21 protein-coding genes and 1 pseudogene are annotated in these 24,037 nt (G+C 73.2%); 13 read left to right on the forward strand and 9 right to left on the reverse strand.

The window, feature by feature from the left end; translation table 11 throughout:
* Positions 1–107 precede the first annotated feature (107 nt).
* From AAT21_RS06965 to AAT21_RS06980, 4 genes are all read left to right on the forward strand, one after another.
* Positions 108–1,418: an alpha/beta fold hydrolase gene (locus AAT21_RS06965; RefSeq protein ID WP_046775876.1), complete on the forward strand. Its 1,311-nt coding sequence runs from the start codon at positions 108–110 to the stop codon at positions 1,416–1,418.
* 113 nt (positions 1,419–1,531) lie between these two features.
* Positions 1,532–3,286 (forward strand): DNRLRE domain-containing protein, encoded by a 1,755-nt coding sequence (locus AAT21_RS06970; RefSeq protein ID WP_157879643.1) that lies wholly within the window; start codon positions 1,532–1,534, stop codon positions 3,284–3,286.
* 132 nt (positions 3,287–3,418) lie between these two features.
* Positions 3,419–4,183 (forward strand): PIG-L deacetylase family protein, encoded by a 765-nt coding sequence (locus AAT21_RS06975; RefSeq protein ID WP_046775878.1) that lies wholly within the window; start codon positions 3,419–3,421, stop codon positions 4,181–4,183.
* A 100-nt stretch (positions 4,184–4,283) separates the two neighbouring features.
* On the forward strand, positions 4,284–5,117 hold the full coding sequence (locus tag AAT21_RS06980) for an enoyl-CoA hydratase/isomerase family protein (protein ID WP_052757812.1): 834 nt from the start codon (positions 4,284–4,286) through the stop codon (positions 5,115–5,117).
* 32 nt (positions 5,118–5,149) lie between these two features.
* Here the strand turns inward: AAT21_RS06980 and AAT21_RS06985 are convergent, their stop codons facing one another.
* Together AAT21_RS06985 and AAT21_RS06990 are read right to left on the reverse strand one after the other, a co-directional pair.
* Entirely contained in the window at positions 5,150–6,061 is a 912-nt protein-coding gene (locus AAT21_RS06985; protein WP_046775879.1) for an SDR family oxidoreductase, read from the reverse strand.
* A 53-nt stretch (positions 6,062–6,114) separates the two neighbouring features.
* Positions 6,115–7,242 (reverse strand): hypothetical protein, encoded by a 1,128-nt coding sequence (locus AAT21_RS06990; protein ID WP_235438711.1) that lies wholly within the window; start codon positions 7,240–7,242, stop codon positions 6,115–6,117.
* A 212-nt stretch (positions 7,243–7,454) separates the two neighbouring features.
* Between AAT21_RS06990 and AAT21_RS06995 the strand changes: the two genes are divergently transcribed.
* The 6 genes from AAT21_RS06995 (at position 7,455) to AAT21_RS07020 (ending at position 13,249) form a co-directional block, all read left to right on the forward strand.
* Positions 7,455–8,429 (forward strand): NADPH:quinone oxidoreductase family protein, encoded by a 975-nt coding sequence (locus tag AAT21_RS06995; protein WP_046775880.1) that lies wholly within the window; start codon positions 7,455–7,457, stop codon positions 8,427–8,429.
* Positions 8,426–9,640 (forward strand): acyl-CoA dehydrogenase family protein, encoded by a 1,215-nt coding sequence (locus tag AAT21_RS07000; RefSeq protein ID WP_046775881.1) that lies wholly within the window; start codon positions 8,426–8,428, stop codon positions 9,638–9,640. Before AAT21_RS06995 ends, AAT21_RS07000 begins: the two co-directional genes overlap by 4 nt.
* On the forward strand, positions 9,637–10,770 hold the full coding sequence (locus AAT21_RS07005; protein ID WP_046775882.1) for an acyl-CoA dehydrogenase family protein: 1,134 nt from the start codon (positions 9,637–9,639) through the stop codon (positions 10,768–10,770). Before AAT21_RS07000 ends, AAT21_RS07005 begins: the two co-directional genes overlap by 4 nt.
* A gap of 614 nt (positions 10,771–11,384) precedes the next feature.
* Positions 11,385–11,924, forward strand: a complete 540-nt coding sequence (locus AAT21_RS07010; RefSeq protein WP_046775883.1) for a GNAT family N-acetyltransferase — start codon at positions 11,385–11,387, stop codon at positions 11,922–11,924.
* Between the two features lie 59 nt (positions 11,925–11,983).
* Positions 11,984–12,355: a tyrosinase family oxidase copper chaperone gene (locus AAT21_RS07015; RefSeq protein ID WP_046775884.1), complete on the forward strand. Its 372-nt coding sequence runs from the start codon at positions 11,984–11,986 to the stop codon at positions 12,353–12,355.
* Positions 12,356–12,385: 30 nt separating this feature from the next.
* On the forward strand, positions 12,386–13,249 hold the full coding sequence (locus AAT21_RS07020; protein ID WP_046775885.1) for a tyrosinase family protein: 864 nt from the start codon (positions 12,386–12,388) through the stop codon (positions 13,247–13,249).
* Between the two features lie 126 nt (positions 13,250–13,375).
* On the opposite strand, the gene AAT21_RS07025 is transcribed toward AAT21_RS07020, so the two are convergent.
* Entirely contained in the window at positions 13,376–13,663 is a 288-nt protein-coding gene (locus tag AAT21_RS07025) for a chaplin (RefSeq protein WP_046775886.1), read from the reverse strand.
* A gap of 95 nt (positions 13,664–13,758) precedes the next feature.
* Entirely contained in the window at positions 13,759–14,079 is a 321-nt protein-coding gene (locus AAT21_RS07030; protein ID WP_046775887.1) for a hypothetical protein, read from the reverse strand.
* A gap of 99 nt (positions 14,080–14,178) precedes the next feature.
* Here AAT21_RS07030 and AAT21_RS07035 point away from each other — a divergent pair, with 99 nt between their 5' ends.
* On the forward strand, positions 14,179–15,660 hold the full coding sequence (locus AAT21_RS07035; RefSeq protein ID WP_046775888.1) for a carboxylesterase/lipase family protein: 1,482 nt from the start codon (positions 14,179–14,181) through the stop codon (positions 15,658–15,660).
* Here AAT21_RS07035 and AAT21_RS07040 read toward each other — a convergent pair.
* Together AAT21_RS07040 and AAT21_RS07045 are read right to left on the reverse strand one after the other, a co-directional pair.
* Complete coding sequence (locus tag AAT21_RS07040) at positions 15,638–16,840, reverse strand: alpha/beta hydrolase (protein WP_235438712.1); 1,203 nt, start codon at positions 16,838–16,840, stop codon at positions 15,638–15,640. The genes AAT21_RS07035 and AAT21_RS07040 overlap by 23 nt on opposite strands.
* A gap of 291 nt (positions 16,841–17,131) precedes the next feature.
* On the reverse strand, positions 17,132–17,818 hold the full coding sequence (locus AAT21_RS07045) for a GNAT family N-acetyltransferase (RefSeq protein ID WP_030820224.1): 687 nt from the start codon (positions 17,816–17,818) through the stop codon (positions 17,132–17,134).
* A 523-nt stretch (positions 17,819–18,341) separates the two neighbouring features.
* Here AAT21_RS07045 and AAT21_RS07050 point away from each other — a divergent pair.
* Entirely contained in the window at positions 18,342–19,016 is a 675-nt protein-coding gene (locus tag AAT21_RS07050) for a (2Fe-2S)-binding protein (protein WP_046775889.1), read from the forward strand.
* A 103-nt stretch (positions 19,017–19,119) separates the two neighbouring features.
* Positions 19,120–20,550 carry an alpha/beta hydrolase family protein gene (locus AAT21_RS07055; protein ID WP_046775890.1) on the forward strand — a complete coding sequence of 477 codons (1,431 nt, stop codon included), beginning with the start codon at positions 19,120–19,122 and terminating at the stop codon, positions 20,548–20,550.
* Positions 20,551–20,581: 31 nt separating this feature from the next.
* Here AAT21_RS07055 and AAT21_RS38685 read toward each other — a convergent pair.
* The 3 genes and pseudogenes from AAT21_RS38685 to AAT21_RS07065 form a co-directional block, all read right to left on the reverse strand.
* Positions 20,582–20,819 (reverse strand): proprotein convertase P-domain-containing protein (locus AAT21_RS38685; RefSeq protein ID WP_235438713.1); only part of this gene is annotated, 238 nt, incomplete at its 5' end.
* 1 nt (position 20,820) lies between these two features.
* Positions 20,821–22,343: pseudogene (locus AAT21_RS07060) on the reverse strand (S8 family peptidase); the annotation flags it as partial.
* A 266-nt stretch (positions 22,344–22,609) separates the two neighbouring features.
* Positions 22,610–24,019 carry a cation:dicarboxylate symporter family transporter gene (locus AAT21_RS07065; protein WP_079025492.1) on the reverse strand — a complete coding sequence of 470 codons (1,410 nt, stop codon included), beginning with the start codon at positions 24,017–24,019 and terminating at the stop codon, positions 22,610–22,612.
* Positions 24,020–24,037 lie beyond the last annotated feature (18 nt).

The following is a 24,037-nucleotide window of genomic DNA, read 5'->3' on the forward strand; positions in this document are numbered from 1 at the left end:
CGGGCCCCCGGTGCACCTCTTAGACTCGGGCGGATCGCCGCGTCCGCCCGCGCCTCACCCGGCCGCGGCGCGGGCCTTCCGCACCTCGCACCCCTGGGGGCCGTTACGTGACCGTCGTCCACAGCTACCGTCAGCCCGGCACGGTCCTCACCGACCACCGGTTCTCCGTCCCCCTGGACCACGCGCACCCGGACGGCGAGCGGATCGAGCTGTACGGCCGCGAGGTCGTCGCCACCGGCAAGGACCCGGAGACCCTGCCCTGGCTGCTGTACCTGGAGGGCGGCCCCGGCTTCGGCGCCCGCCGCTTCGTCGGCCGGCAGGCCTGGCTGGAGCGCGCCCTGCAGGACTACCGGGTACTCCTGCTGGACCAGCGCGGCACCGGCCGGTCCACCCCGGCGAACCGGCAGACGCTGCCCCTGCGCGGCACCCCCGCCCAGCAGGCCGCGTACCTCGCCCACTTCCGCGCCGACTCCATCGTGCGCGACGCGGAGGCGATCCGGCCCGGGCTGACCGGCGGCGCGCCCTGGACCGTGCTCGGCCAGAGCTTCGGCGGCTTCTGCACGGTCCGGTACCTCTCCAGCGCCCCCGAGGGACTCACCGCCGCCCTGATCACCGGCGGCCTCCCGGCGCTGACCGCCACCGCGGACGAGGTGTACCGGGCCGCCTACCCCCGCATCGAGCGCAAGAACCTGGCCCACTACGCCCGTTACCCCATGGACGTCGAGCGGGCCCGCCGGATCGCCGCCCACCTCGCGGAGCAGCCGGCCGAACTCCCCGGCGGGCATGTCCTGACGGTCGAGGCCTTCCAGTCCCTCGGCATCCTCCTCGGCGGCGGCGACGGCAGCCACCAGCTCCACTACCTGCTGGAGGACGCCTTCGTACCGACCTCCGGCGGACCGGCCCTCTCCGACGCCTTCCTGGAGGGCGCCCGCGCCCTCCTCTCCTTCGCCGGACACCCCCTGTACGCGCTGGTCCACGAGGCGATCTACGCCCAGGACCCGGCCGCGTCCACCGCATGGGCGGCCGACCGCGTCCGCGCGGAACACGCCCGCTTCGACGCCCGCAAGGCCCTCGCGGGTGACGAGCCCCTGCTCTTCACCGGCGAGACCATCCACCCCTGGCACTTCACCACCGACCCGGCCCTCGCTCCGCTGCGCGAGACCGCCGACCTCCTGGCCGCCCGTACCGGATGGCAGCCGCTCTACGACCCGGAGCGGCTCGCGGCCAACGAAGTGCCGGTGGCGGCCGCGGTCTACCACGACGACATGTACGTGGACGTGGAGGACTCCCTGCGCACGGCCCGCGCCATCCGCGGCCTGCGCACCTGGGTGACGGACGAGTTCGAGCACGACGGCCTGCGCGCGGGCGGCCCCCGCGTCCTGGACCGCCTGCTGGCCCTCGTACGTGACGAGGCCTGACGTCCTCGCAGGTCACCGGGTGATGAAGGCATCGAATAATCGTTCTCGCAGAAGTTGATCACATGGTTAGGGTGGCTCTCGACCCCGAGAACCGACCCATGTGTGGAGCGTGCATGTCGAGAAGGATGCCGAGCGCCGTCTCGCTGGCCCTGGCCGGCGGACTGGCCGTGACCGGCGTGGCGGCAGGAGCGGCACCGGCCGCCGTCGCCGCACCGGCCGTCAGCGCCGCGGGGACGGGGGAGAACCCCGTCGGCGCACAGGCCTGGACCCGCGTGTCCAAGAAGAATCCGAACCGGTCCTACTGGAACTCCGCCGACGACCTCCGCGTCGGCAACGAGGGCGGCAGCCAGGGCCTCTCCCGCGCCTACCTGACCCTGGACACCACCGCGCTCCAGGGCGCCACCGTCTCCAGGGCGACCTTCCGGATCACCAACACCGGGTCCGCGTCCTGCACGGGCCGTCCGGTGGAGCTGTGGAGCGTGGGCGCCGTCTCGGCGCAGACCACGTGGAAGCTCCAGCCGGCCAAGGGCGTCCGGCTGGCGACGGTGACCGACGCCAAGGGCAGCGAGGGCTGCGCGGCGGGCGACCTCGAGTTCGACGCCACCGCGCTGGTGAAGGAGGCGGCGGCCGCGTCCCGGACCTCCGTCACCGTCGGTCTGTTCGCCTCCGACGAGTCCGACGCCTCGGCCTGGAAGCGCTTCGCCCCGGCGAGCGCGAAGCTGGAGACCACCATCGGCCGCCCCGCACCGCCGGTGATCAGCTCCCCGGAGTTCCCCGACGCCTCGAACGGGGTTCCCGCCGGGACCGGGAAGGCCCGTACGCCGGGCACGTTCACCTTCGGCACCGGCGGTGCCGAGAACGTCGAGAAGATCGTGTACTGGTCGGTGTCCGAGCCGCGGGAGGTCACCGTGGCGCCGGGCGCGGCCGTCGTGATCACGCCCACGCTGTCCGGCCCCAACATGCTCTACGCGTACAGCGTCGACCGGGCCGGGCGGCGCTCGGACCAGACCGTGTACCACTTCTGGGCCCTCGGCAACGGCGGGGTCCGCGACGCGGCCGGCGACCTGAACGGCGACGGCCTGCGCGACCTGTGGACCCTGGACGCCGACGGCAGGCTCCGCTTCTCGGCCGGCCGGGCCGACGGCACCTTCGCCGCGCCGGTCGACGGCGGCGCGTCCTTCGCCCCCGGCAGCCGGATCGCCGCCGGCGGCGACTGGGGCGAGGACGGCTACAACGACCTTCTGGTGCTGGAGACCGTCCCGGGACTGGGAGCCAGGCAGCTCCGCGTCTACACCAACAACGGCCTCGGCAGCGTCCGTCCGCACGACCGCACGGTCCTGAGCGTCCTTGAGAGCGACCCGGTGCAGGGCAACGACCACTGGTCCGACGCCCAGGACGTCGTCGACGCGGGCGACCTGGGCGGCGACGGCGAGCCCGACCTGCTGGTCAAGCAGGGCGCCAAGCTCTGGGCCTACGCGGGCAGCCGCTCCGGCTACCTCGACATGAACGGCGCCCCGGTCCTCGTCGGCGACGGCGGCTGGGACGCCGTCTCGGTCCTCGTCCCGGGCGACACCGACGGTGACGGCGCCACCGACCTGTGGGTGCGCGACGACGCCTCGGGCGACCTCTTCGCCGTGCGGGGGGCCAAGGACGCCGCCGGCCGGTTCGATCCCACGGGCTGGGCCACGGCAGAGCGCGTGAAGATCGGCTCCGGCCTCGGCCGGGCCGCGTACCCGACGCTGGTCTCGGCGGGCGACCTCGACCGCGACGGTCGCGCCGACCTGGCCGCCGTCGGCGCCGACGGCAAGGCCGTCTGGTTCCGCGCGACGGCCTCCGGGTTCGACTCGACCCCGCGCCCCATCGGCTGACCACATGGCAACCGGCCGGGCCGGCACCCGCGTTCGGCGGGTCCGGCCCGGAGCCGGGGGCGGTGGCCTCCGCCGGAGTCCACGAGGCGCTGCCGCCTGTCCGTGACGGACTGTTCGCCTATTGTGCGACGCATGACCGGACAACGTGATCAGCAGGCCTCCTTGGAGCCCATGCCCACCGACTGGCGGCGCGCCCTCGCCGTCGTGGCCCACCCGGACGATCTGGAGTACGGGTGCGCGGCGGCCGTCGCGGACTGGACGGACGGCGGCCGGGAGGTGGTCTACCTCCTGGCCACCCGAGGTGAGGCGGGCATCGACTCCGTCACCCCCGACGCCTGCGCCGCGCTGCGCGAGGCCGAGCAGCGCGCGAGCGCCGCCGTGGTCGGGGTGTCCGCGGTGGAGTTCCTCGACCACCGCGACGGGGTCGTCGAATACGGTCTCGGCCTGCGCCGGGACATCGCGGCGGCGATCCGCCGGCACCGGCCCGAGCTGGTCATCACCCTCAACCACCGGGACACGTGGGGCGGGGACCTGGGCGGTGGCTACTGGAACACCCCCGACCACAAGGCCGTCGGCCGGGCCACCCTGGACGCCGCCGGCGACGCCGGCAACCGGTGGATCTTCCCGGAGCTCATCTCCGAGCAGGGCCTGGAGCCGTGGGACGGGGTCCGCTGGGTGGCGGTGGCCGGTACCAGCACGCCCACGCACGCGGCCGACGCCGGTCCCGGCCTGGAGCGTTCGGTGCTGTCCCTGCTGGAGCACAAGGCCTACATCGCGGCACTGACGGACCAGGATCCCGAGGAGTACGTCCGTACCTTCCTCACCGGCAACGCCGAGCGGGTGGCGCCGCGGTTCGGGGGCCGTCCGGCGGTCGCGTTCGAGGTCTTCCCGCGCTGACCTCTTCTCCTGCCGGCCCTCTTCCCCCGCCGACCCCCCACCCCTAGTCTGACGATTCGTCAGTTTGTGGCCGGCCGTCGGACCGGGGGTGCGGGACAAGGTGATCGACACCATCTCCACGGAGATCGCGGAGGGCGAGGAGCGGATCCGCCTGGAGGTCGCGGACGGCGTCGCGGTCCTCACCCTCTGCCGCCCGGACAAGCTCAACGGCTGGAGCTGGGAGTCCAGCCGCCAGCTCGGCCTGCTCGTGGACCGGATCCGCTTCGACCCCGCGGTACGAGCCGTGCTGCTGCGGGCCGAGGGCCGGGCCTTCTGCGCGGGCATCGACGTGACCGCCCCGGGCGGCGCCATCACCGGCGGCACCGCCGCCGAACGCACCCGCAACTACTACGAGGGCATCCGCTGGATCCACGAGCGCTTCGCGGTCCTGGCCCGGCTGCCCCAGCCGGTGGTGGCCGCGGTCCAGGGGTACTGCCTGGGCTTCGGCTTCGAACTGGCGCTGATGGCCGACGTCCGGGTGGCCGCACGGGACGCCGTTTTCGCCCTGCCCGAGGCCCGGCTGGGCGTGGCCGTGGACGCGGGCGGCGACCTGCGCATCGCCCGCGAGGCGGGCGCGGGCTGGGCGAAGTTCCTGGCCCTGACGGGCCGCCGGATCGACGCGGCGACCGCCGAGCGGCTCAACCTGGTCCAACTCGTGGTCGAGCCGGACGAGATGGAGGACGTCGCGCGCGCCCTGACGGCGGAGATCGCCGCCAACGCCCCCCTCGCGGTCCAGGGCGTCAAACGCGCGATCGACGCCTACGCCGACGCCGCCCTCCCCGCGGCCCTCGACCGGGTGGCGATGACCGCGGCCCTCACCCTCGCCTCGGACGACGCCCGCGAGGGCTACACCGCGAAGGCGGAGCGCCGCCCGCCCCGCTTCACCGGAGGCTGACCCCCGGACCGGGCCGGCCGGGCAGGACACCCCTACGTGCCGCCCGGCCCGGCGGTGAAGGGGCCGCGCCCCAGCTGTTCCCGTACCGGGACCACCTCGGGGCCGACCACCGTACGGCGCTGCCAGTTGGCCCCGTCGACGACCAGGGTGTGGCCGGTGACGAACCGGGCGTACGGGGAGGCCAGGAAGGTCGCCGCCCAGCCCAGTTCGCGCGGCACTCCCACCCGTAGCGCCGGCTGGCGGGCGTCCTGGACGCCGGGCGCGGCCCGATCCAGGCCGCCGCGGATGTCCGCGGTCATGTCGACGTGCGGGAACAGGCCCGGGACCAGCCCGTTGATCTGGATGCCGTACGGGCCCCACTCCACCGCGAGGGTCTCGACGAGGTTCTTGACTCCGGCCTTCGCGGCGGCGCTGTGGGCGAAGCCCGGCCCGCCCGTCCAGGCGTACGACGCGCCCATGCTGACGATCGACCCGGGCGTGCCCGCGGCGAGGTGGCGGCGGCCGAACTCGCGGGTCATGAACCACGTACCGGTCAGGGTGATGTCGACCACCGCCCGCCAGGCGTTCGGCGTCAGGTCCTCCGCCGGGGAGGGGAAGTTGGCGGCCGCGTTGTTGACCAGTACGTCCGGCAGCCCGAGGGCCGCCTGCGCCGCGTCGAAGACCTCTGCGACCCGCTCCGGGTCCCTGATGTCGCAGACGGCGGCGGCCACCCGGCCCGCGCCCGGTACCGCCGCCAGCTCGTCCCGCGCCGCCTTGAGCCGCTCGGGGCGCCGGCCCGCGATCAGCAGGTCGGCGCCGAGCCGCGCGAACTCGGTGGCCACGGCCTTGCCCAGCCCGGTGCCGCCGCCGGTCACGAGGACCACCTGCCCCGCGTACGTACCGGGGGGCAGTGCGGCGGCACCGAGCGGCGGCGGCGCGGGAAGGCCGCGCAGAGGGTTCTCCATGCGCCCATCGATAGCGTGCGGACGCTCAGATCACCATCCTCGCGGGCCCCGGACTAACTGCCCGGGTTGTACGCCTGCTGGGTCGCGCAGGTCCAGATCACCGGCTTGAGCTTGCCCTTGGCGTTGACCGCCGCCCCGCCCACCCGGTCGGCGTCCGAGACCGCGTCGGCCATGCTCGCCTGCCCGGCGGCCAGCCGCGGCAGGGCCTTGACCGGGCCGGAACCGGCCCGCAGCAGCGCCTGGTCCGGCAGGGCCATCTCGTCCGGGTGGAACTTGGCCGTGCCGACGCTGACGTTCGTGGTGGGGCTGATCGCCTCGAACGTGGCGTACGGGTGCGAGCTCAGGCCCCCGGGCGTGGTGCCGGGGCCGGTGAGCGGGGGCTCCCAGACCCACGTGCGGTACTCGTGCCACGGCCCGGCCCAGTCGTAGCCGACGATCCGGCCGCTCTCGTCGAGGTCCTGGACGTAGCTGTCGTTCCCCGACGGCGCCAGCAGCCGGGCGGCGGTGCCGTCCCCCGGCCACAGCACCGGGTAGGTGTTCTCCAGGTGCTCACCGGTCTCGGGGACCTCGTGGTCCTGCGTGGCCATGCCGATGATGTCGCCCCGGTTGTTGATGCCGGTGACCATCGTGATCCGGGTGCCCGGGCCCGCAGCGGCCGGGACGGGCAGGTCGCGGACCTTCAGGCCGTCCTTCCAGACGGCCCCGGGCCCGCTGTTGGTACGGGAGACCACGTACCCGGCGTCGTTGATGTCGGCCTCGAGGTCCGAGCCGTAGCTGTCCGGCAGCGGGGTGATCGCCGCCGCACCCGCCTGGTAGGTGAACAGGGAGGTGCCGCCGAAGCCGCGGAGGACGCCCACCATCAGACCGTGCGCGTTGACGGCGAGCACCTGACCCGTCTGGTTCGGGTCGGTCAGCGGGACCCGGTGGACGGTGGTGCCGGTCCAGTAGACGGGCTTGTGACCCGAGACGCCGACGGCGAGATCGCCCGAGCCGAAGTCGAAGACGCCCTGGCTGCGCTGCGTGTCGCGCGTGTACGACTCGTCCCCGACCGAGCCGAGCACCTGGATCTTCGGCGTGCACTTCGCGCCGGTCGCCGCACCGGCCGCCACGGCCGGCCCGGCCGCGCTGATCAGGCCCGCCAGAACGACGGCGGCTCCGGCCGCGGACATGCTTCTTCTCATGTGGTGGTCCCCCCTGGACAGGTGCTGTTCCCCGTTGAGTCATGACACGTGCACGCCACATCTTGCCTGATGGTGTGGCGAATGTGGCCTGAAATGGCGCGTGTTGTTGCGAGCCGGGCGGCACACGCGCCCGCCGGCGGTTCACAGAAGAGCAAGCGACCGCTTAGTATGCGCCCGGAGCGTGATTCCTCGACGGCGGCTGGAGGCCCCGGATGCAGGCATGGCGAGTACATACCCCCGGAGAACCCCGCGAGGCCATGCGCCTCGAAGAGGTTCCCGAACCGGTCCCCGGCGAGGGCGAGGTGAAACTCAGGGTGCTCGCCGCGAACGTCAACTTCCCAGACGCGCTGCTCGTCCGCGGGCAGTACCAGATCACACCGCCGCTGCCCTTCACCCCCGGCGTCGAGATCTGCGGCGAGACCGAGGACGGCCGCCGGGTCATCGCCAACCCGAGCCTGCCGCACGGCGGCTTCGCCGAGTACGTCACCGCACCCGCCCGCGCCCTGCTGCCGGCCCCGGACACCCTCGACGACGCCGAGGCGGCGGCCCTCCACATCGGCTACCAGACCGGCTGGTTCGGCCTGCACCGCCGCGCCGGCCTCCGGGCCGGCGAGACCCTCCTCGTGCACGCCGCCGCCGGCGGGGTCGGCAGCGCCGCCGTCCAGCTGGGCAAGGCCGCCGGAGCCACCGTCATCGGCGTCGTCGGGGGCAAGGACAAGGCCCGCACCGCCGAGGAACTCGGCTGCGACCTGGTGATCGACCGCACCGCGGAGGAGATCGCCCCCCGCGTCAAGGAGTTCACCGGCGGACGCGGCGCCGACGTCGTCTACGACCCGGTCGGCGGGGACGCCTATACAGCCTCCGCGAAATGCGTCGCCTTCGAGGGCCGGATCGTCGTCGTCGGCTTCGCGAGCGGCACCGTCCCCGCACCCGCCCTCAACCACGCCCTCGTGAAGAACTACTCCGTGCTCGGCCTGCACTGGGGCCTGTACGCGGCCAAGGATCCCGCCGCCGTCCTCGCCTGCCACACCGAACTCACCCGGCTCGCCGCCGAAGGCGCCGTCACCCCGCTGGTCAGCGAACGCGTCCCGCTCACGGCCGCCGCCGACGCCGTGCAGCGCCTCGCCGACGGCACCACCACCGGCCGCCTGGTCGTCCTACCGGGCCTGGACGGAGCCGCCCGATGACCACCGGAGCCACCCCCGGCACCCCCACCACCGCCGAGGCGCTGCGCGCCCGCACCCGGGAACTGCTCGCCGCCCACCCGCCCGCCGCGACCGGCCGCACCGAGTTCCTCCGCGCCCGCTTCGACGCCGGACTCGCCTGGGTGCACTACCCCGAGGGCCTCGGCGGACTCGGCGCGCCCCGCTCCCTGCAGGCCGTCGTCGACGCCGAGCTGGAGGCCGCCGGCGCCCCCGACAACGACCCGCGCCGGATCGGCATCGGCCTCGGCATGGCCGCGCCCACGATCCTCGCGTACGGCACCGAGGAACAGAAGCGGCGCTTCCTGCGGCCCCTGTGGGTGGGCGAGGAGGTCTGGTGCCAGCTCTTCAGCGAGCCCGGCGCGGGATCCGACCTGGCCGCGCTCGCCACCCGCGCCGTCCTCGACGAGGACACGGGCGAGTGGACCGTCGACGGCCAGAAGGTGTGGACCTCCAGCGCCCACAACGCCCGCTGGGGCATCCTCGTCGCCCGCACCGACCCGGCACGGCCCAAGCACCAGGGCATCACCTACTTCCTCTGCGACATGCACGACCCCGGCGTCGAGGTACGGCCGCTGCGCCAGATCACCGGCGAGGCCGAGTTCAACGAGGTCTTCCTCACCGGCGTCCGCATCCCCGACACCCACCGCCTGGGCGCCGTCGGCGAGGGCTGGGCGGTCGCCCGTACCACCCTGATGAACGAACGCGTCTCGATCGGCGGCATGCGCATCCCGCGCGAGGGCGGCATGATCGCACCCGTCGCCGCGGCCTGGCGCGAGCGCCCCGGACTGCGCACCCACGCCCTCCACCAGCGGCTGCTGGAACTGTGGGTCGAGGCCGAGGTCGCCCGCCTCACCGGGGAACGGCTGCGCCAGCAGCTCGCCGCCGGCCAGCCCGGCCCCGAGGGCTCGGGCATGAAGCTGGCCTTCGCCCGGCTCAACCAGGAGATCAGCGGACTGGAGGTCGAACTCCTCGGTGAGGAAGGCCTCCTGTACGAGGACTGGACCATGCGCCGTCCGGAACTGGTCGACTTCACCGGCCGCGACGCCGGCTACCGCTACCTGCGTGCCAAGGGCAACAGCATCGAGGGCGGCACGAGCGAAATCCTCCTCAACATCGTCGCCGAACGCGTCCTCGGCCTGCCCCCCGAGCCGCGCGACGACAAGGACCTCGCATGGAAGGACCTCTCCCGATGACGGCACCGACGCCACCGACAGCGCCGGCGGCCCCGGCCGACCTTCTCTACTCCGAGGCCGAGGAGGAACTGCGCGCCGCCGTACGCTCGCTCCTCGCCGACCGGTGCGACGCCAAGGGGATCCTCGCCCGCGCCGAGAGCGGCCGCCCGCACGATCCGGCCCTGTGGCACACCCTCGCCGTCGAGATCGGCACGGCGGGGCTCCTCGTGCCCGAGAAGCTCGGCGGACTGGGCGCGGGCCACCGTGAGGCGGCCGTGGTGCTGGAGGAGCTGGGCCGCGCCGTGGCGCCCGTCCCGTACCTCACGAGCGCCGTGCTCGCCACGGAGATCCTGCTCGGCTGCGACACCGCCGAAGCGGCCCCGCTGCTGGCGGAGCTGGCGTCGGGGAGCACGGTGTGCGCCCCGGCCGTGCCGCTGACCCTCGCCCCCGGTGCCCGCCTGCCGGCCCCCGTACGGGACGCCGGCGGAGGGATCCTGACCGGCACGGTCACCGCCGTGGCGGACGCGGTGGCCGCCGACGTCCTGCTCGTCCTGGCCGACACCGGGCTCTACGCGGTCCCGGCCGCGCAGGCCGGCGTGACACCGCTGGTCCCGCTGGACCTGACCCGGCCGCTCGCCACCGTCACCCTGGAGGCGACACCAGGCACCCGCCTGGCGGACCCCGCCACGGCCCGGGCGGCCGTCGCCGGAGCACTGCTCTGCGCGGCGGGCCTGCTCGCGTCCGAGCAGGTCGGGCTCGCCGAGTGGTGCCTGACCGAGACCGTCGGACACGTCAGGGGCCGCTACCAGTTCAACCGGCCCGTCGGCTCCTTCCAGGCCCTCAAGCACCGGCTGGCGCGGCTCTGGCTCGACGTCGCCTCCGCCCGCGCGGCGGCCAGGGCCGCGGCCGACGCCCTCGCCGTCGGCGCCCCCGACGCACCCCTGACGGTCGCCGTCGCCCAGGCCTACTGCTCGGGTGTGGCCGTCCGCGCGGCCGAGGAGTGTGTCCAGCTCCACGGAGGCATCGGCATGACGTGGGAGCACCCGGCCCACCTCTACCTCAAGCGGGCCAAGGCCGACTCCCTCGCACTCGGCACAGCGGGCCACCACCGAGGCCTGGTGGCCGACTTCGCGGAACTCCCGGCGCCGTAGGGGTGCCGTGCCGATCAGGCCGGGCCCGCGGCGCGTCGTCCGGCTCGCCGCGGCCACGGTGGCCGCGGCGGCCGCGGCGGCCCGCTCGGCCGGTCCGGCCGTGGGCGGCCGTGGGGCGGCCGTGGGCAGGGACCGCCGGCCCGGGCGTCGGTGGTCCGGCGGGGTGGACGCCGGTCCGCAACGGCGCCCCGGAGCGGCGGTATCGACCGCCCTGCCCGCCCGGCCTCGCCTCGTACGTCCGGCCGGAGTGCCATGGCCGGACGGCCGACGCGGTCGCGGCAGCCGGTGCGACCGGCTGCTGCTCGCCCCGGGATCACCGTCATCGGCGCCCGCGCGGCTGCCGAGGCGCACGTCCCGCCCGCATCCTCGCCGTCCTCTGCGGTGAGTTCCCGCCCCTGCTGCTGCGCGAGGAGGGCTCGGGGTGTCGGGCGCGCTCGCCGGCCCCGCCTGCCTCGGCCTGCGTGGAGCCGGTACGCCGGACACGGCCGCCACCGCCGACCCGCCGGCCCTGCCTCGCCCTGCGGCCGGCCGCGAGCCTCCGCACCCGCACCCGCACCCGCACCCGCACCTGCCCCGTCTCCTGCGGGTCCCCGGCTGATCCCTATGCTCGCCGCATGACCACCGTGATCACCCGGCTGTCCGCCGCCGGACTGCGCGCCCATCGCCACGAACTCGCCGCCCTCCTGCACGCCGTGGTCGCCGACGGCTCCTCGCTCGGCTTCCTGGCCGGCCTCCGCCACACGGACGCCGCCGCCTGGTGGGAGTCCCTGCTGCCCGCCGTCGAGGACGGGTCCCTCGCCCTGTGGGTCTCCCGTACCGGCGCCGACGGCCCCCTCGACGGCACCGTCAGCTGGTACCGGGAGTCCAAGCCCAACGGCCGCCACCGCGCCGAGCTGCGCAAGCTCATGGTCCACCCGGGCTGCCGGGGCCGCGGCACCGCCCGCGCCCTCCTCGCGCACGCCGAGAGCGAGGCCGCCCGCGCCGGAGTGCTGCTGCTGTTCCTGGACACCGAGACCGGCAGCGGCGCCGAGCACGTCTACCGCTCCGCGGGCTGGACGGAAGCGGGCACCATCCCGGACTACGCCACCGACCCGGCCGGCCGGCTGCACCCGACCACCTACTTCTACAAGCGGCTCCCGGGCACCGGCGGGTGACCTCGCACGCCGCGCGGCGTTAGACCCGTAGCCGCCGGAGACCGAGCGAGGGAGACCGCATGTCCGCAGCAACCGCCGCCGCACCCCTGACCCGACGCGCGCTCCTGCGCACGGCGTTCACCGCGGCCGTGCTGGCCGGTACGGGTGCGGCCCTGGCCCCCGTACTGCGGGCCCGCCGCCCGCGGCAGACCCTCACCCCGGCGCCGCTCGCCGAGGAGGAGACCTACCGCGGCCGGCACATCGCCGTGGACGTCGCCGGGGTCCGTATCGACGGCCGTCCGCTGCACGTCATGCGCCGGGCCGACGGCAGTTACCTGAGCGGGATCAACCACTTCCAGTCCTATCCGACCCCACTGGAACTGGCCCGGGCCGCCGTCGACGAACTGGGCACGGCACAGCTGGCGTTCGCGGCCCCGCACCACGGCGGCTGACAGAGACACGGGAATGGGAGGACCCCCGCTTTGCACGTCCGGCAGAACCAGAAGAACCTCACCAGCGCCCAGAAGAAGCGGTTCACCGCTGCGGTACTGGAGCTGAAGCGCAGCGGTGCCTACGACGCCCTGGTGCGCACCCACGACAAGTACTTCGTGCCCGACCGCGACCGCAAGCTGCGCGTCGGGCACATGTCGCCGTCCTTCTTCCCCTGGCACCGGCTCTATCTGCTCGAGTTCGAGAAGCAGTTGCGGCAGATCGACCCGAGCGTGTCCGTCCCGTACTGGGACTGGACCACCGACACCAGCCCGGTTTCCTCGCTCTGGGCGGACGACTTCCTCGGCGGCACCGGCCGCGCCACCGACCGCAAGGTGATGACCGGGCCGTTCGCATACGACAGGGGCGACTGGACGGTGACCGTGGGCATCACGGAGTCCGCGTTCCTCACCCGCAACCTGGGCCGGCCGCAGAACCCGATCGCCCTGCCCACACCGGCCGAACTGCAGTGGGCGATCGACGATCCCGTCTACGACGTCTCGCCCTGGGACTCCACGGCCACGGCGGGCGGCTTCCGTAACAAGCTGGAGGGCTGGGCGGCCCCCAGGAGCGAACGCTGGCGCAACCACAACAAGGTCCACCAGTGGATCGGCGGCCACATGACCGGCGGTACGGCGCCCAACGATCCGGCGTTCTGGCTGCATCACGCCTTCGTGGACCTGATCTGGGACCGCTGGCAGCGCAAGCACCCCCGCTCCGGCTACCTGCCGGCGGCGCCCCTGCCCCTCGGCGACCTCCAGCGCGGCCGGGTGATCGCCCTCGACGAGCCGATGCCGCCGTGGAACGTCACCCCGCGCGAGGTTCTCGGCCACCAGGGCCAGTACCGCTACGAATGAACCGTCCTCCCCGCCTGCCCGCCCGCGCGGGTGCCGGCAGCCGCGCACAGGGGAAGGGCGCACAGGGGAAGGACACAGGGGAAGGGCCCCCGCCGCACGGCGGGGGCCCTTCGGCCGAGCAGGTGATCAGTGACCGTAGTCGCCACCCTCGGTGTGGTGGTCGGCGCCGCCGCCCGAGGCGTTGACGCAGGTGTTGCCGAACGCCGGGTTCAGCAGACCGATGACGTTCACGGTGTTGCCGCAGACGTTGACCGGGACGTGCACCGGAACCTGGAGCAGGTTGCCCGACAGGACACCGGGGGAGCCGACCGCCGCACCGTGCGCTCCGGCATCGGCGACAGCCAGGCCCGCACCGGCGACCACGGCGCTACCGGTGACAGCGGTGATGGCGAATGCCTTCGCGATACGCGACATCAAGATCTCCTCGTGAGATGTGGGGCGCCACAGAATCTGTGGCATTTGACATGGCATACAACGCGGAGAGGGCCAAGGGGTCACGGCCCGTGCGCCTACCTGGTGACGGGAAAATCGACGGAGGCGAAGGAGGGCCGCACCTGAGTGACCTCCCCGGCCCGCAGCGTCCCGACGACCCGGCCCGTGCAGCCGGGGCCCTGGTGCAGGACCGCCGTCCCCCGGGTCGCGTTGGTGACCGCCCGGCCGCCGCCGCCCTCCGCGGCCACGCAGCCCCGCGGCGCGGTGAGCCCGTGGACCCGGTCGTCCTGGCCGACGTACTGGAAATCCGGCCCCGCGGCGTGGGCCGGACCGGCGACGCACGAGATGCCCGCCAGCAGCAGGACGGGCAGAGTGTGGTGGATACGCAGGATTCGCATGCCCGTCCAACCGGGCCGGTCCCCGGCCCGGTCACGTCTTGTCACCCGTTGGACGGCTGTGCGAGTGTGCGGGACCGGCACCAGCGGCAGGAGGACGGGATGAGCACTGAGGGCGTCGCCGGCGGGGGAGACGGGCCGCGGGCCAGGACCGGGGCCGGCGTGGTCGAGGGCCGTACCCGGGCCGACGGGATCTCCGTCTTCCTGGGCATCCCGTACGCGGCCCCGCCCGTCGGCGCCCTCCGGTTCGCGCCGCCCGCGCCACCGGCCGCCTGGGACGGCGTGCGGGAGGCCGTGGCCTTCGGCCCGACCGCGCCGAAGGTGCCCTACCCGCCCGCGTTCGCGGCCCTGCTGACCGACCCGGTGATCCCCGGCGACGGCTGTCTGAACGTGAACGTGTGGACCCCGGACCCGACCCCCGGAGCCGGGCTGCCGGTCATGGTGTGGATCCATGGCGGGGCGCACACCCGCGGCTCCTCGGCCGTGCCCGTCTACGACGGCGCCGCCTTCGCCCGCGACGGCGTGGTGCTGGTCTCCTTCAACTTCCGCCTCGGCGTCCTCGGGTACGGGCTGTTTCCCGACGCACCGGCCAACCGTGGCATGCTGGACCAGATCGCCGCCCTCGAATGGGTCCGCGACAACGTCGGGGCCTTCGGCGGAGACCCCGCCCGCGTCACCCTCTTCGGCGAATCCGCCGGGGCCATCGGTATCGGCGCCCTCCTGGCCGCCCCGCGCGCGGCCGGACTCTTCCACCGTGCGGTGCTGCAGAGCGGAGCCCCCGAGGCCCTGCCGCGCCCCAGGGTGCGCGCCATCGTCCGGCGGATGGCCTCGCTGCTGAAGGTCGAGGCCACCGCGGGTGCCTTCACCGCCGCCTCCCTGCCCGACCTGCTGGCCGCCCAGGCGGCCGTCCTGCGCCGATCGGGCCCCCTCCTCGGCGGCCCCGCCTTCGGCCTGGTCGTCGACCCGGACACGCTGCCCGTCGACCCGCTCGACGCCCTGACCGCCGAGACGGACGCGGCCTCCGACAAGATCCCGCTGCTGTTCGGATGGACCACCGAGGAGTACCGCCTCTGGCTCGCCCCGACCGGCGGGATGCGGCTCCTGGACCGGATGGGGCCGCTCGCCGTGGCGCTGGCCCGCGCGCGCACCGGCAAGGACCGGGCCGCCGTCCAGGAGCTGCGCGACGCCCTGCCCGGGGCCGGTCCGGCCGAGCTCGCCGGGCAGCTCTTCACCGACCGGCTGCTGCGCGACCCGCTGCGCAGGCTCGCGGCGGCACGGCGGACGGCGCCGAGCTTCCTGTACGAGTTCGCCTGGTGCTCGGGCGTCCCGGGGCTCGGCGCCTGCCACGCCCTGGAGCTCGGCTTCGTCTTCGACACGCTGTCCGTGCCCGAGGCCGCCTCGCTGGCCGGGCCGGCCGCCCCCCAGGCGCTGGCCGACGAGATGCACGCGGCATGGGTGCGGTTCGCGACGACGGGCTCCCCGGGCTGGGCGCCCTGGAACGGCGACGGCCCGCCGAAGGTGTTCGGCGGGCCGGAGCGCGAGCGGACGGAGGCGCCGGCGGCTACTCGACCGGTCCTTCCATGACCTTGCTGATGTACTGGACCGGGCCCTCGCCCATGTTCGGGACGTAGGTCTTGGCGTTGTGCTGGCCGCCCGGGATCACCCGCAGGCTGGTGTGCACGGGCCCTTTGTTGCCGAAGGTGGCGACGAACTTCTGCACGTCGGGCAGGGTCTTCTTGTTGCTCTCGTTGTCGCCGACCTGGAAGGCGATGTAGACGTCCGGGCCCTTGGTGTCGATCAGCTGCTTGGCCAGCAGCTCCGGGTTGTTCTCGGCCTTCTCCTTGTCGTGGCCCTTCCACAGGGAGGAGTCCGGGACGATGTCCGGGCCGGAGGCGATCACGGCCTTGAACTTGTCCGGGTGCTTCAGCACGGCCTTCATCCCGGCGAACCCACCGGTGGAGGAGCCCATGAACGCCCAGCCGTCACGGGACTTCACCGTGCGGAAGTTCGCCTTCATCAGGTCCGGGACGTCCTCGGTCAGCCAGGTGCCCATCTTCGGCTGGCCGGGGATGTCGGAGCCGTCCCAGTAGACGCCCTTGTCGTCCGGTCCGGGGTTGAGCACCGGCATGGCCAGCAGGAAGGGCTTGCTCTTCCCCTCCGCGTACCACTTGCTGATGCTGGTCTGGAGGCCGAGGTCGGTGCCCATCCAGTAGTTGCTCGGGTAGCCCGCGCCGCCCGGCAGGGCGATCATGACCGGGAAGCCGCTCTTGGCGAACTTCGGGTCGTTGTACTCCTTGGGGGCCCAGACCCAGACCTTGCCCTTGAAGCCGGACTTCTTGCCGTCCAGGGTGGTCACGGCCACGTGCGTGCCGTCGGGCAGCGTCATCGAGTTCTTGAACTCGGCGGCCGGCCCCGTCGGCATCAGCATCCTGGAGTTCGCCGGCTGGGCGGTCCCCGAACCGCCCTGGCCGGAGCCCTTGCCGCCACCGTCCTGCCCGAAGGACACCGAGGAGCCCTTGTCGGTGAACGGGGGTATCTCGTAGTAGGTCATGACGCCGGCGGCTATGCCCGCGAGCGCGAGGACGGACACGCCGGCGATCAGCCAGCGGCGGCCCCTGCGGCGCGGCCGCTCGGGCTGTTCCTGCTCCCAGTGTCCCTGCGGCTGCTCGTACGGCCGGCCGTACTGGTCGCCGTAGGGCGGCTGCGGGGTGTGCCCCTCCGGCCTGTAAGGCTGGTGCTGCTGCCCCTCGGGTGCGTACGACATGTGCGGTGACTCTCCGGCTGGTGCTGCCCCCACGGGGGCGGGTGGTCCGACGACTCGGTTCTTCCGTTCGGAAGATGAACGTAAGTACGTCAGGGTTCCGCACTTTTCCTTCTCTTGGGGTTTCCTGGGGCAGCCCATTGCCCGGCCCTGCGCGCCTGGTCATCGCACATGCCGACGGGAGCGGTGCCCCGTCCGGCTGATGCACTCGGCCCTCGCCCAGGCCTTCCTCGGATGAGGGGGCCGGGACGAGGGCCGGGGCAGGACCGTTTTTCCGTTCTTCCGACTCCCTGGCTAGGCCGGGATCAGGGTCTTGCGGCGGCGCTTGCGCTGCGCCCCCGCCGAAAGCCTCAGCTCGATGATCGACCGTACGGCCGGCCACTCCTCGTCGAGGATCGAGTAGAAGGCGGTGCTGCGGACGGCGCCGTCCAGCCCCCGAGAATGGGCCCGGCGGACCCCCTCGCAGGTGAAGCCGAGACGTTCCATCGCTGCCCGGGACCGGCCGTTGCGCGCGTCGGCGCGCAGCGAGATGCGCCGGACACCCCAGGTCTCGAAGGCGTGGCGGAGCATGAGCAGCTTCGCCTCGGTGTTGATGCCGGTGCCCTGGGCGGTCGGGGACAGCCAGGTATTGCCGATCTCGGCGGCATCGGGGATCGCCGTAGCCGGATCGCCGAACGGGACGCCGGGCACGGCGGGCCACACCAGCGGCCCCTGCCAGTAGTCGAGTTCCAGGAACCTGGTCGAACCGACCACCCGCCCGTCAGTGGCTCTGACGATGGCGAACGGGAGCGATCGACCCGCAGCCTGATCGGCGAGGGCACGGTCGATGTACTCGTGTGACGCCTGCACCCCGTGGGGTACGGGGGTGAAGGCGTAAGTCGTACGATCCTCGGCACCGGCCACGGCCAGGGCCTCGGTGTGGTGGGGTGCGAGGGGCTCGAGCCGCACGGTGCGGCCCGCGAGGTGTACGGGTACGGGCACGGAGCCTTCGGTCCTTCTGGGCGGTGGGGTGGTTGCACAGTCTGCGTCCATGACGTCGCCCCCCGTGCAAAACACGAGTGAAAGGCGACCGGCTGTCAGGTGAACGCGAGTGGCTCAATGTAGCCCCTTGAAGTCCTTCCTTGAAGCCCCAATTTGGCAATGGTGTGACGCCGGTTTTCGCCGACTTGGGTCCCCGCGGCGGAGCGCCCGTAATCCTGATCTCCGGACATCCCTTCCCCTGCCCCGCGCAGGCCCCCCGGACGGCCGCCCGCACGGGCCCCGGACGCCGCGTGATCGCCCCTGACCTGCGATGATGCGGTGAGATCCGCGGCGCGGCCGAGCAGCCTCCCGCCTGTCGGCCGCACGGGAGCCCCGCGGCCCTGCCCGCCGGTCCGGGCTTCGAACGCATGGCCGTCGGTGATGTGTCCACGGGCGTGGGGATCCTCACGGTGCGACCCCTGCTCCGGACGCCCCGGAAACGCTGACGTGAGCACGCCCAGGCGAGCCTGAGATCATTCCGGGTATGGACGACGTACTGCGGCGACTGGCCGCCGTGGGGCCCTTCTTCGCGGTCCCGTACGGGCCGGAGCCGCCCGGGCCGGGCTTCCGGCCCCTCACCGCGCTGTACGGCGAGCAGCTCGGACCGTACGTGGCCGAGGTGGGCCGCCGGATCGGCAGCGGACCCGGCAGGGTGGCCGCCTCGACCGCGCAGTTCGGGATCGCCTCCCGGCTGTGGTCGGTCGGGCTGGGGTGCGCGGCCCTGGCCGGGCGGGTGCCGGACCTGGCCGCCGGCCGGGTGTGGTGGCGGCTGCCGGAGGAGGGCTCCCTCCAGCTCTGGCTGCCCGAGCCTGCGGCCCTCCCCGTCGACGGGCTCGGGGAGTCGGTCCTGGGCAACCTGGCCGTGCTGGAGGCGGGCCTGCGGCGGCGGTACGGGGTCTCCCCGACGGTCCTGCGGGGGAACGCCGCGTCCGGCCTGGTCGGCGCGCTGCGGGTGCTGATCGACCGGGTCCCGGGCGGCGCGGCGGTCGAGACGGTACGCGCCCTGCTGGCCGAGGGCGGCGCGCTCGCGGGCACCGGCACGTTCCTCCACGAGGAGGGGCTCGGCGTGGCCTTCGTACGGCGCAGCTGCTGCCTGTACTACCGGGTCCCCGGCGGCGGCCTGTGCGGCGACTGCGTGCTGCGCACGCGGCGGGGCTGAGCGGGCCGCGCGTTGGGCCGCGCGTCGGGCTGCGCGGCCCGTTCGGAGCAGGGGAGGGCGCGGCGCAGCGCCGCACGCGGGAGTGCGCCGTAGCGTCCCCCGCATGACCGCAAGCACACCGCACCGGCCCGCCTCCCTCAGCCGACGTGCCGCCCTGACCGGGCTGGCCGCGGGAGCCGGGGCACTCGCCGTCGGGAGCACCGCCCGCACCGCGGCGGCCACCCCCACGCCGTCCACGCCGTCCGCGTCGTCCGCACCGCCTGTGCCGTCCGCGACGGCCTCGGATCCGGCACCGGGCGCGATGCGGCTCTTCGACGATCCCGGATTCAACTTCGCGGGGCTGCTCGCGCTCGGCGCCGCCGGCATGCGTGCCTCCGAGGTCGGCGAGGTGCTGACGGCGGTCAACACGATCAACGCGGCCGGTCTCTCCGAGCAGACCTACACCGACACCTTCCGGTCCTGGGGCGACCGGCTCGCCGCGCCCCCGGCGGCCGGGCGGGACGGCCGCGGGACGCCCTCGCAGACCCGCCGCTTCCGCTCGCTGCGCGCGGCCCAGTACTACGCCCAGGCGCTGTTCTACGTGCTCGGGACCGACCGGCCGGCCGACGAGGAGGCGGTCTACCGCGCGGGACGCGACGCCTGGGACACCTTCGCCCGCCTCTGCACGCCCGCCGCCGTCACGGCGACCGTCCCGTGGGGCAGGACCCGTCTCCCGCTCTGGTTCTTCCGCCCGGACGGTCCCGCCGAGCGGCGCCCCACCGTCATCCTCACCAACGGCAGTGACGGGCAGAACGTCGACATGTGGACCTACGGGGTGTCCGCAGCCCTCGACCGGGGCTGGAACGCCCTTGTTTACGACGGTCCCGGCCAGGGGCAGTTGCTGTTCGTGGAGGAGATCCCCTTCACCACCCGCTGGGAGACGGTGGTCCGTCCGATCGTCGACTGGCTGCTGCGCCGGGAGGACGTCGACGGCGACCGGATCGCCCTCACCGGCCTGAGTATGGGCGGCAACCTCGCTCCGCGCGCGGCCGCCTTCGAGCACCGGCTCGCCGCCGTCGCGGCCATGCCGGGCTGCCTCAGCCCCTGGCTGGGCTTCGACGAGGAGCTCCGCGCCATCGTCACGCCCGACAAGGCGGAGACCAACCGGGTGTGGAACGAGGAGGTCGTTCCGGAACTGACCCCGCAACTGGCGTTCACCGTCAAGAAGCGTTTCGAGATCTTCGACCGGCAGGCGCTGCGCCAGGCGCGCGAGGGCAAGGTCCTCACGGACCTCTGGACACCGGCCCAGGTCGCCATCGGCCTCGACATCACCAAGGTGGTCGGGCGGATCAAGGCCCCGACGCTGGTCCTGGACTACGACTTCGAGCAGTTCTATCCGGGGCAGCCGCGGCAGATGTACGAACTGCTCCGCACGCGGCGGGAGTACGTGAAACTGACGAAGGCCACCGGGGCGCAGTTGCACTGCTCCCCGATGGCCCCGCAGCAGCACTGCGACGTCGTCTTCGACTGGCTCGCCGACGTCCTGCAGCGCTAGGGAGTGTCTCGTCCTACCGGGTCCTGGGACCTCAGAAGGTGAGGTTCCAGGAGTCGATCCTGCCGGTGTCGCCGCCGGCGTTGTCGTTGACCCGGAGCTTCCAGGTGCCGCCCGCGACCTCGGAGGAGGCGTTGACGGTGTAGACCTGGTTGATGTTGTCGGTGCTGCCGCCGGAGCGGTTGTGCACCGTGTAGACGGAGCCGTCCGGGGCGATCAGGTCGACCTTGAGGTCACCGATGTAGGTGTGGACGATGTTCACGCCGACCTTGNGCGTTGCCGGTCACGCCGCTGACGGCGAGGGGGCTCTCCACGGTGGTGTTGTCACCGATGGCGACGTCCGCGGTGTTCTCGAAGAACCTGCCGGGCGGCGGGGTGCTGCCGACCGCCTTGAGGGCGTCGACCTGGCCCTCGCCGAAGAAGCCGTTCTTCGCCGTGGTGCCCTTGCAGCGGCTGTCCGACGGGCAGGCGATGTCGTTGGCCTGGGTGGCCAGCTTGTCGCGCAGCTGCGCCGGGGTGATGCCCGGGTTGGTGCTGACCAGCAGCGCCGCCACACCGGCGACGTGCGGCGAGGCCATCGAGGTGCCGCTCATGGAGCCGTACTTGCCGCCCGGCAGGGTGCTGTAGATGCCGGTGCTGTCGCCGCCGGGGGCCGTGATGTCGACGACGTTCAGGCCGTAGTTGGAGTACGAGGCCTTCGCGGTGGTGCCCATCGCCGAGACCGTGACCACGCCCGGGAGCTCGGTCGGGATGTCCAGGCAGGCGTTGGTGATGGTGCGGGTGACCGGCGTCGAGTCGTTCGGGCTCTCGGTGTCGGTCGTCTTGTTCGCCAGGTCGAGGTTGGAGTTGCCGGCCGCAGCGACCTGCAGCGAGCCCTTGCCCTCCGCGTACTCCTGGGCGCGCTTGACGCCCTCGATGATCGCGGCCTGGTCGGCGTTGTCCGGGCAGTTGAACTGCCACGGGTCCGTGTAGTAGCTGTTGTTGGTGACCTTGAAGCCGTGGTCACCGGCCCACATGAAGCCGCAGATGGTGTTCTCGGCGAAGAACAGCGAGGAGTTCGGCTCGGCGATGCGCACCGAGGAGATCTTCACGCCGGGGGCCACGCCGATGACGCCCTTGCCGTTCTTGGCGGCGGCGACCGTGCCGGCCACGTGCGTGCCGTGGGTGCCGATGTCGCGCCAGGCGCCCGTACGGGTGTCCGGCTTGCCGTACGCGCAGGACGCGGAGTCCGCGGCGTTGAAGTTCGGGGCCAGGTCCTGGTGCTGGTCGTCCACACCGGTGTCCAGGATGCCGACCTTGACGGACGCGGAGCCGGTGGTGACCGCCCAGGCCTGGTCCGCCTTGATCTGGGTCATGTCGGCGCGGACCGGCTCGCCCGAAGGCGTCGTGGACTGCGCCGGGTTGGCGGGCAGCGCCGGGTTGTAGGCGTCCGCCGGCACGTCCGAGGTGCGGGTGGCGCCGACCTGCTGGACCCCGCTGACGCCCCGCATGGTGGCGGCGAAGGAGGCGGACGCGGAGTGGGCGGTGATGACGCCGATCGCGTCGTAGTACTGGAACACCGTTCCCCCGTTGGCGGTGACCGCGTTGCGGACCGCCGTGGTGTCACCGGGGGCGGTGATCACGAGGTAGGCACGGGTGCCGGCAACCCAGGTCGCACTCTGGGAGGACGGGGCCGCGGCCTGCGGCGCCGCCGCGGGAGAGGAGGCGGCGGAACCGGAGGGAGAGACCGGGGCGGTGCCGGCGAGCGCGGCGGGGGCCCCGAAGGCGAGTGCCGCGCCGAGCGTGGCGGCCAGCACGAGGGTACGTCGAGGTCGGCTGGATATGTGGGGTATCAATGCGTCCTCCGAAGACCCGGTGGTCAGGCCGGGTCGTACGAAACAAGTGGTGGACGCAAGATGTCATGCACGCGGCCGGTTACGGAAGTACCTTTTACAGCACGGGGGTTCGTTTATCGGTGGCTGAATACCGACTATGGGTGCAAGTGCGCAGAATGCGGCGGGCCGGCCGGGCTGGGCACCGTGGGGGCGAGCCCTGCCCGGTCGGCCCGTACGGGGCGGACCGGCTAGACCGGCACGCCGTCCTTGGGGTTGTGCGCCGGGACCGGCACGGCCGTCGGGTCCGCGGCCGGGGCCGCAGCGGTGGTCGCGGCCGTCGTGTCCGCTTCGACCGGTTCCGTCCCGTGTCCGTCGTCGACCAGCGTCTTCTCGTCGAACGGGACACGTCCCGCGAGGACTTCCGCGGCCCGGTCGCGGTCGAACTCCTTCGTCCACGTCCCGATGAGCACCGTGGCGACCGCGTTGCCCGCGAAGTTCGTCAGGGCCCGGGCCTCGCTCATGAACCGGTCGATGCCCACGATCAGGCCGACGCCGTCGACCAGTTCCGGCCGGTGCGACTGGAGGCCGCCCGCGAGGGTGGCAAGGCCCGCGCCGGTCACCCCGGCCGCGCCCTTCGAGGCGATGACCATGAACAGCAGCAGCGAGATCTGCTCACCCAGGGCCAGCGGCGTGCCCATCGCCTCGGCCACGAACAGCGAAGCCATCGTCAGGTAGATCGCGGTCCCGTCCAGGTTGAAGGAGTACCCGGTCGGCACCGTGATGCCGGTGACCGGCCGCGAGACGCCCAGGTGCTCCATCTTCGCGATCAGCCGCGGCAGCGCCGACTCCGACGAGGAGGTCGAGAGGATCAGCAGGAACTCCCGGCCCAGGTAGCGCAGCAGGGCGAAGATGCTGACGCCCGTGCAGACGCGCAGCAGGGTGCCCAGCACCAGGAAGACGAAGAGCAGGCAGGTGGTGTAGAAGCCGATCATGATGACGGCGAGGGACTTCAGCGCGTCGATGCCGGTCGCCCCGACCACCGCCGCGATCGCTCCGAAGGCACCCACGGGAGCCGCCCACATGATCATCGCGAGCACCCGGAACACCAGCTTCTGCACGTGTCCGATACCCCGCAGGACCGGTTCGCCCGCCGCGCCCATGGCCTGGAGCGCGAACCCGCACAGCAGGGCCACCAACAGCGTCTGGAGCACCTCACCGCCGGTGAAGGCGGAGACCATGGTGGTCGGGATGATCCCCAGCAGGAACTCCGTGGTGCTCTCGGCCCCGCCCGCCTTGGCCTGCGCCTCGCCCGCGCTGCGCGCCGCCTCGGTCAGCTGCAGCCCGCTGCCGGGCTCCAGCAGGTTGCCGACCAGCAGACCGATGGCCAGCGCCACCGTGGACATGACCATGAAATAGCCGAGGGCCAGTCCGCCCACGGCGCCCACCTTGGCGGCCTTGCGCACGGAGCCGATGCCCAGCACGATCGTGCAGAAGATCACGGGTGAGATCATCATCTTGATGAGGTTCACGAAACCCGTGCCCAGCGGTTTGAGCTCCACGGCCACGCCGGGCGCGGCGAACCCGACCCCGATGCCGAGCAGCACCGCGGCGATCACCGCGATGTAGAGATAGTGCGTTCTGTCGCGCTTGGCGGCCACGATGCCTCCTGGTGGTGA

Origin of the sequence: Streptomyces yangpuensis (genome assembly GCF_001005295.1) — a bacterium.
GTDB lineage: Bacteria > Actinomycetota > Actinomycetes > Streptomycetales > Streptomycetaceae > Streptomyces > Streptomyces yangpuensis.

Excerpts from the sequence above, each read along its gene's own strand:
- AAT21_RS07040 (WP_235438712.1), bottom strand. The coding sequence starts at position 16,840 with ATGTCGTACGCACCCGAGGGGCAGCAGCACCAGCCTTACAGGCCGGAG.
- AAT21_RS07055 (WP_046775890.1), top strand. The coding sequence starts at position 19,120 with ATGACCGCAAGCACACCGCACCGGCCCGCCTCCCTCAGCCGACGTGCC.
- AAT21_RS06985 (WP_046775879.1), bottom strand. The coding sequence starts at position 6,061 with ATGGAGAACCCTCTGCGCGGCCTTCCCGCGCCGCCGCCGCTCGGTGCC.
- AAT21_RS06990 (WP_235438711.1), bottom strand. The coding sequence starts at position 7,242 with ATGAGAAGAAGCATGTCCGCGGCCGGAGCCGCCGTCGTTCTGGCGGGC.
- AAT21_RS07025 (WP_046775886.1), bottom strand. The coding sequence starts at position 13,663 with ATGTCGCGTATCGCGAAGGCATTCGCCATCACCGCTGTCACCGGTAGC.
- AAT21_RS06995 (WP_046775880.1), top strand. The coding sequence starts at position 7,455 with ATGCAGGCATGGCGAGTACATACCCCCGGAGAACCCCGCGAGGCCATG.
- AAT21_RS06970 (WP_157879643.1), top strand. The coding sequence starts at position 1,532 with ATGTCGAGAAGGATGCCGAGCGCCGTCTCGCTGGCCCTGGCCGGCGGA.
- AAT21_RS07000 (WP_046775881.1), top strand. The coding sequence starts at position 8,426 with ATGACCACCGGAGCCACCCCCGGCACCCCCACCACCGCCGAGGCGCTG.
- AAT21_RS07005 (WP_046775882.1), top strand. The coding sequence starts at position 9,637 with ATGACGGCACCGACGCCACCGACAGCGCCGGCGGCCCCGGCCGACCTT.
- AAT21_RS07035 (WP_046775888.1), top strand. The coding sequence starts at position 14,179 with ATGAGCACTGAGGGCGTCGCCGGCGGGGGAGACGGGCCGCGGGCCAGG.
- AAT21_RS07015 (WP_046775884.1), top strand. The coding sequence starts at position 11,984 with ATGTCCGCAGCAACCGCCGCCGCACCCCTGACCCGACGCGCGCTCCTG.
- AAT21_RS07030 (WP_046775887.1), bottom strand. The coding sequence starts at position 14,079 with ATGCGAATCCTGCGTATCCACCACACTCTGCCCGTCCTGCTGCTGGCG.
- AAT21_RS06975 (WP_046775878.1), top strand. The coding sequence starts at position 3,419 with ATGACCGGACAACGTGATCAGCAGGCCTCCTTGGAGCCCATGCCCACC.
- AAT21_RS07050 (WP_046775889.1), top strand. The coding sequence starts at position 18,342 with ATGGACGACGTACTGCGGCGACTGGCCGCCGTGGGGCCCTTCTTCGCG.
- AAT21_RS07010 (WP_046775883.1), top strand. The coding sequence starts at position 11,385 with ATGACCACCGTGATCACCCGGCTGTCCGCCGCCGGACTGCGCGCCCAT.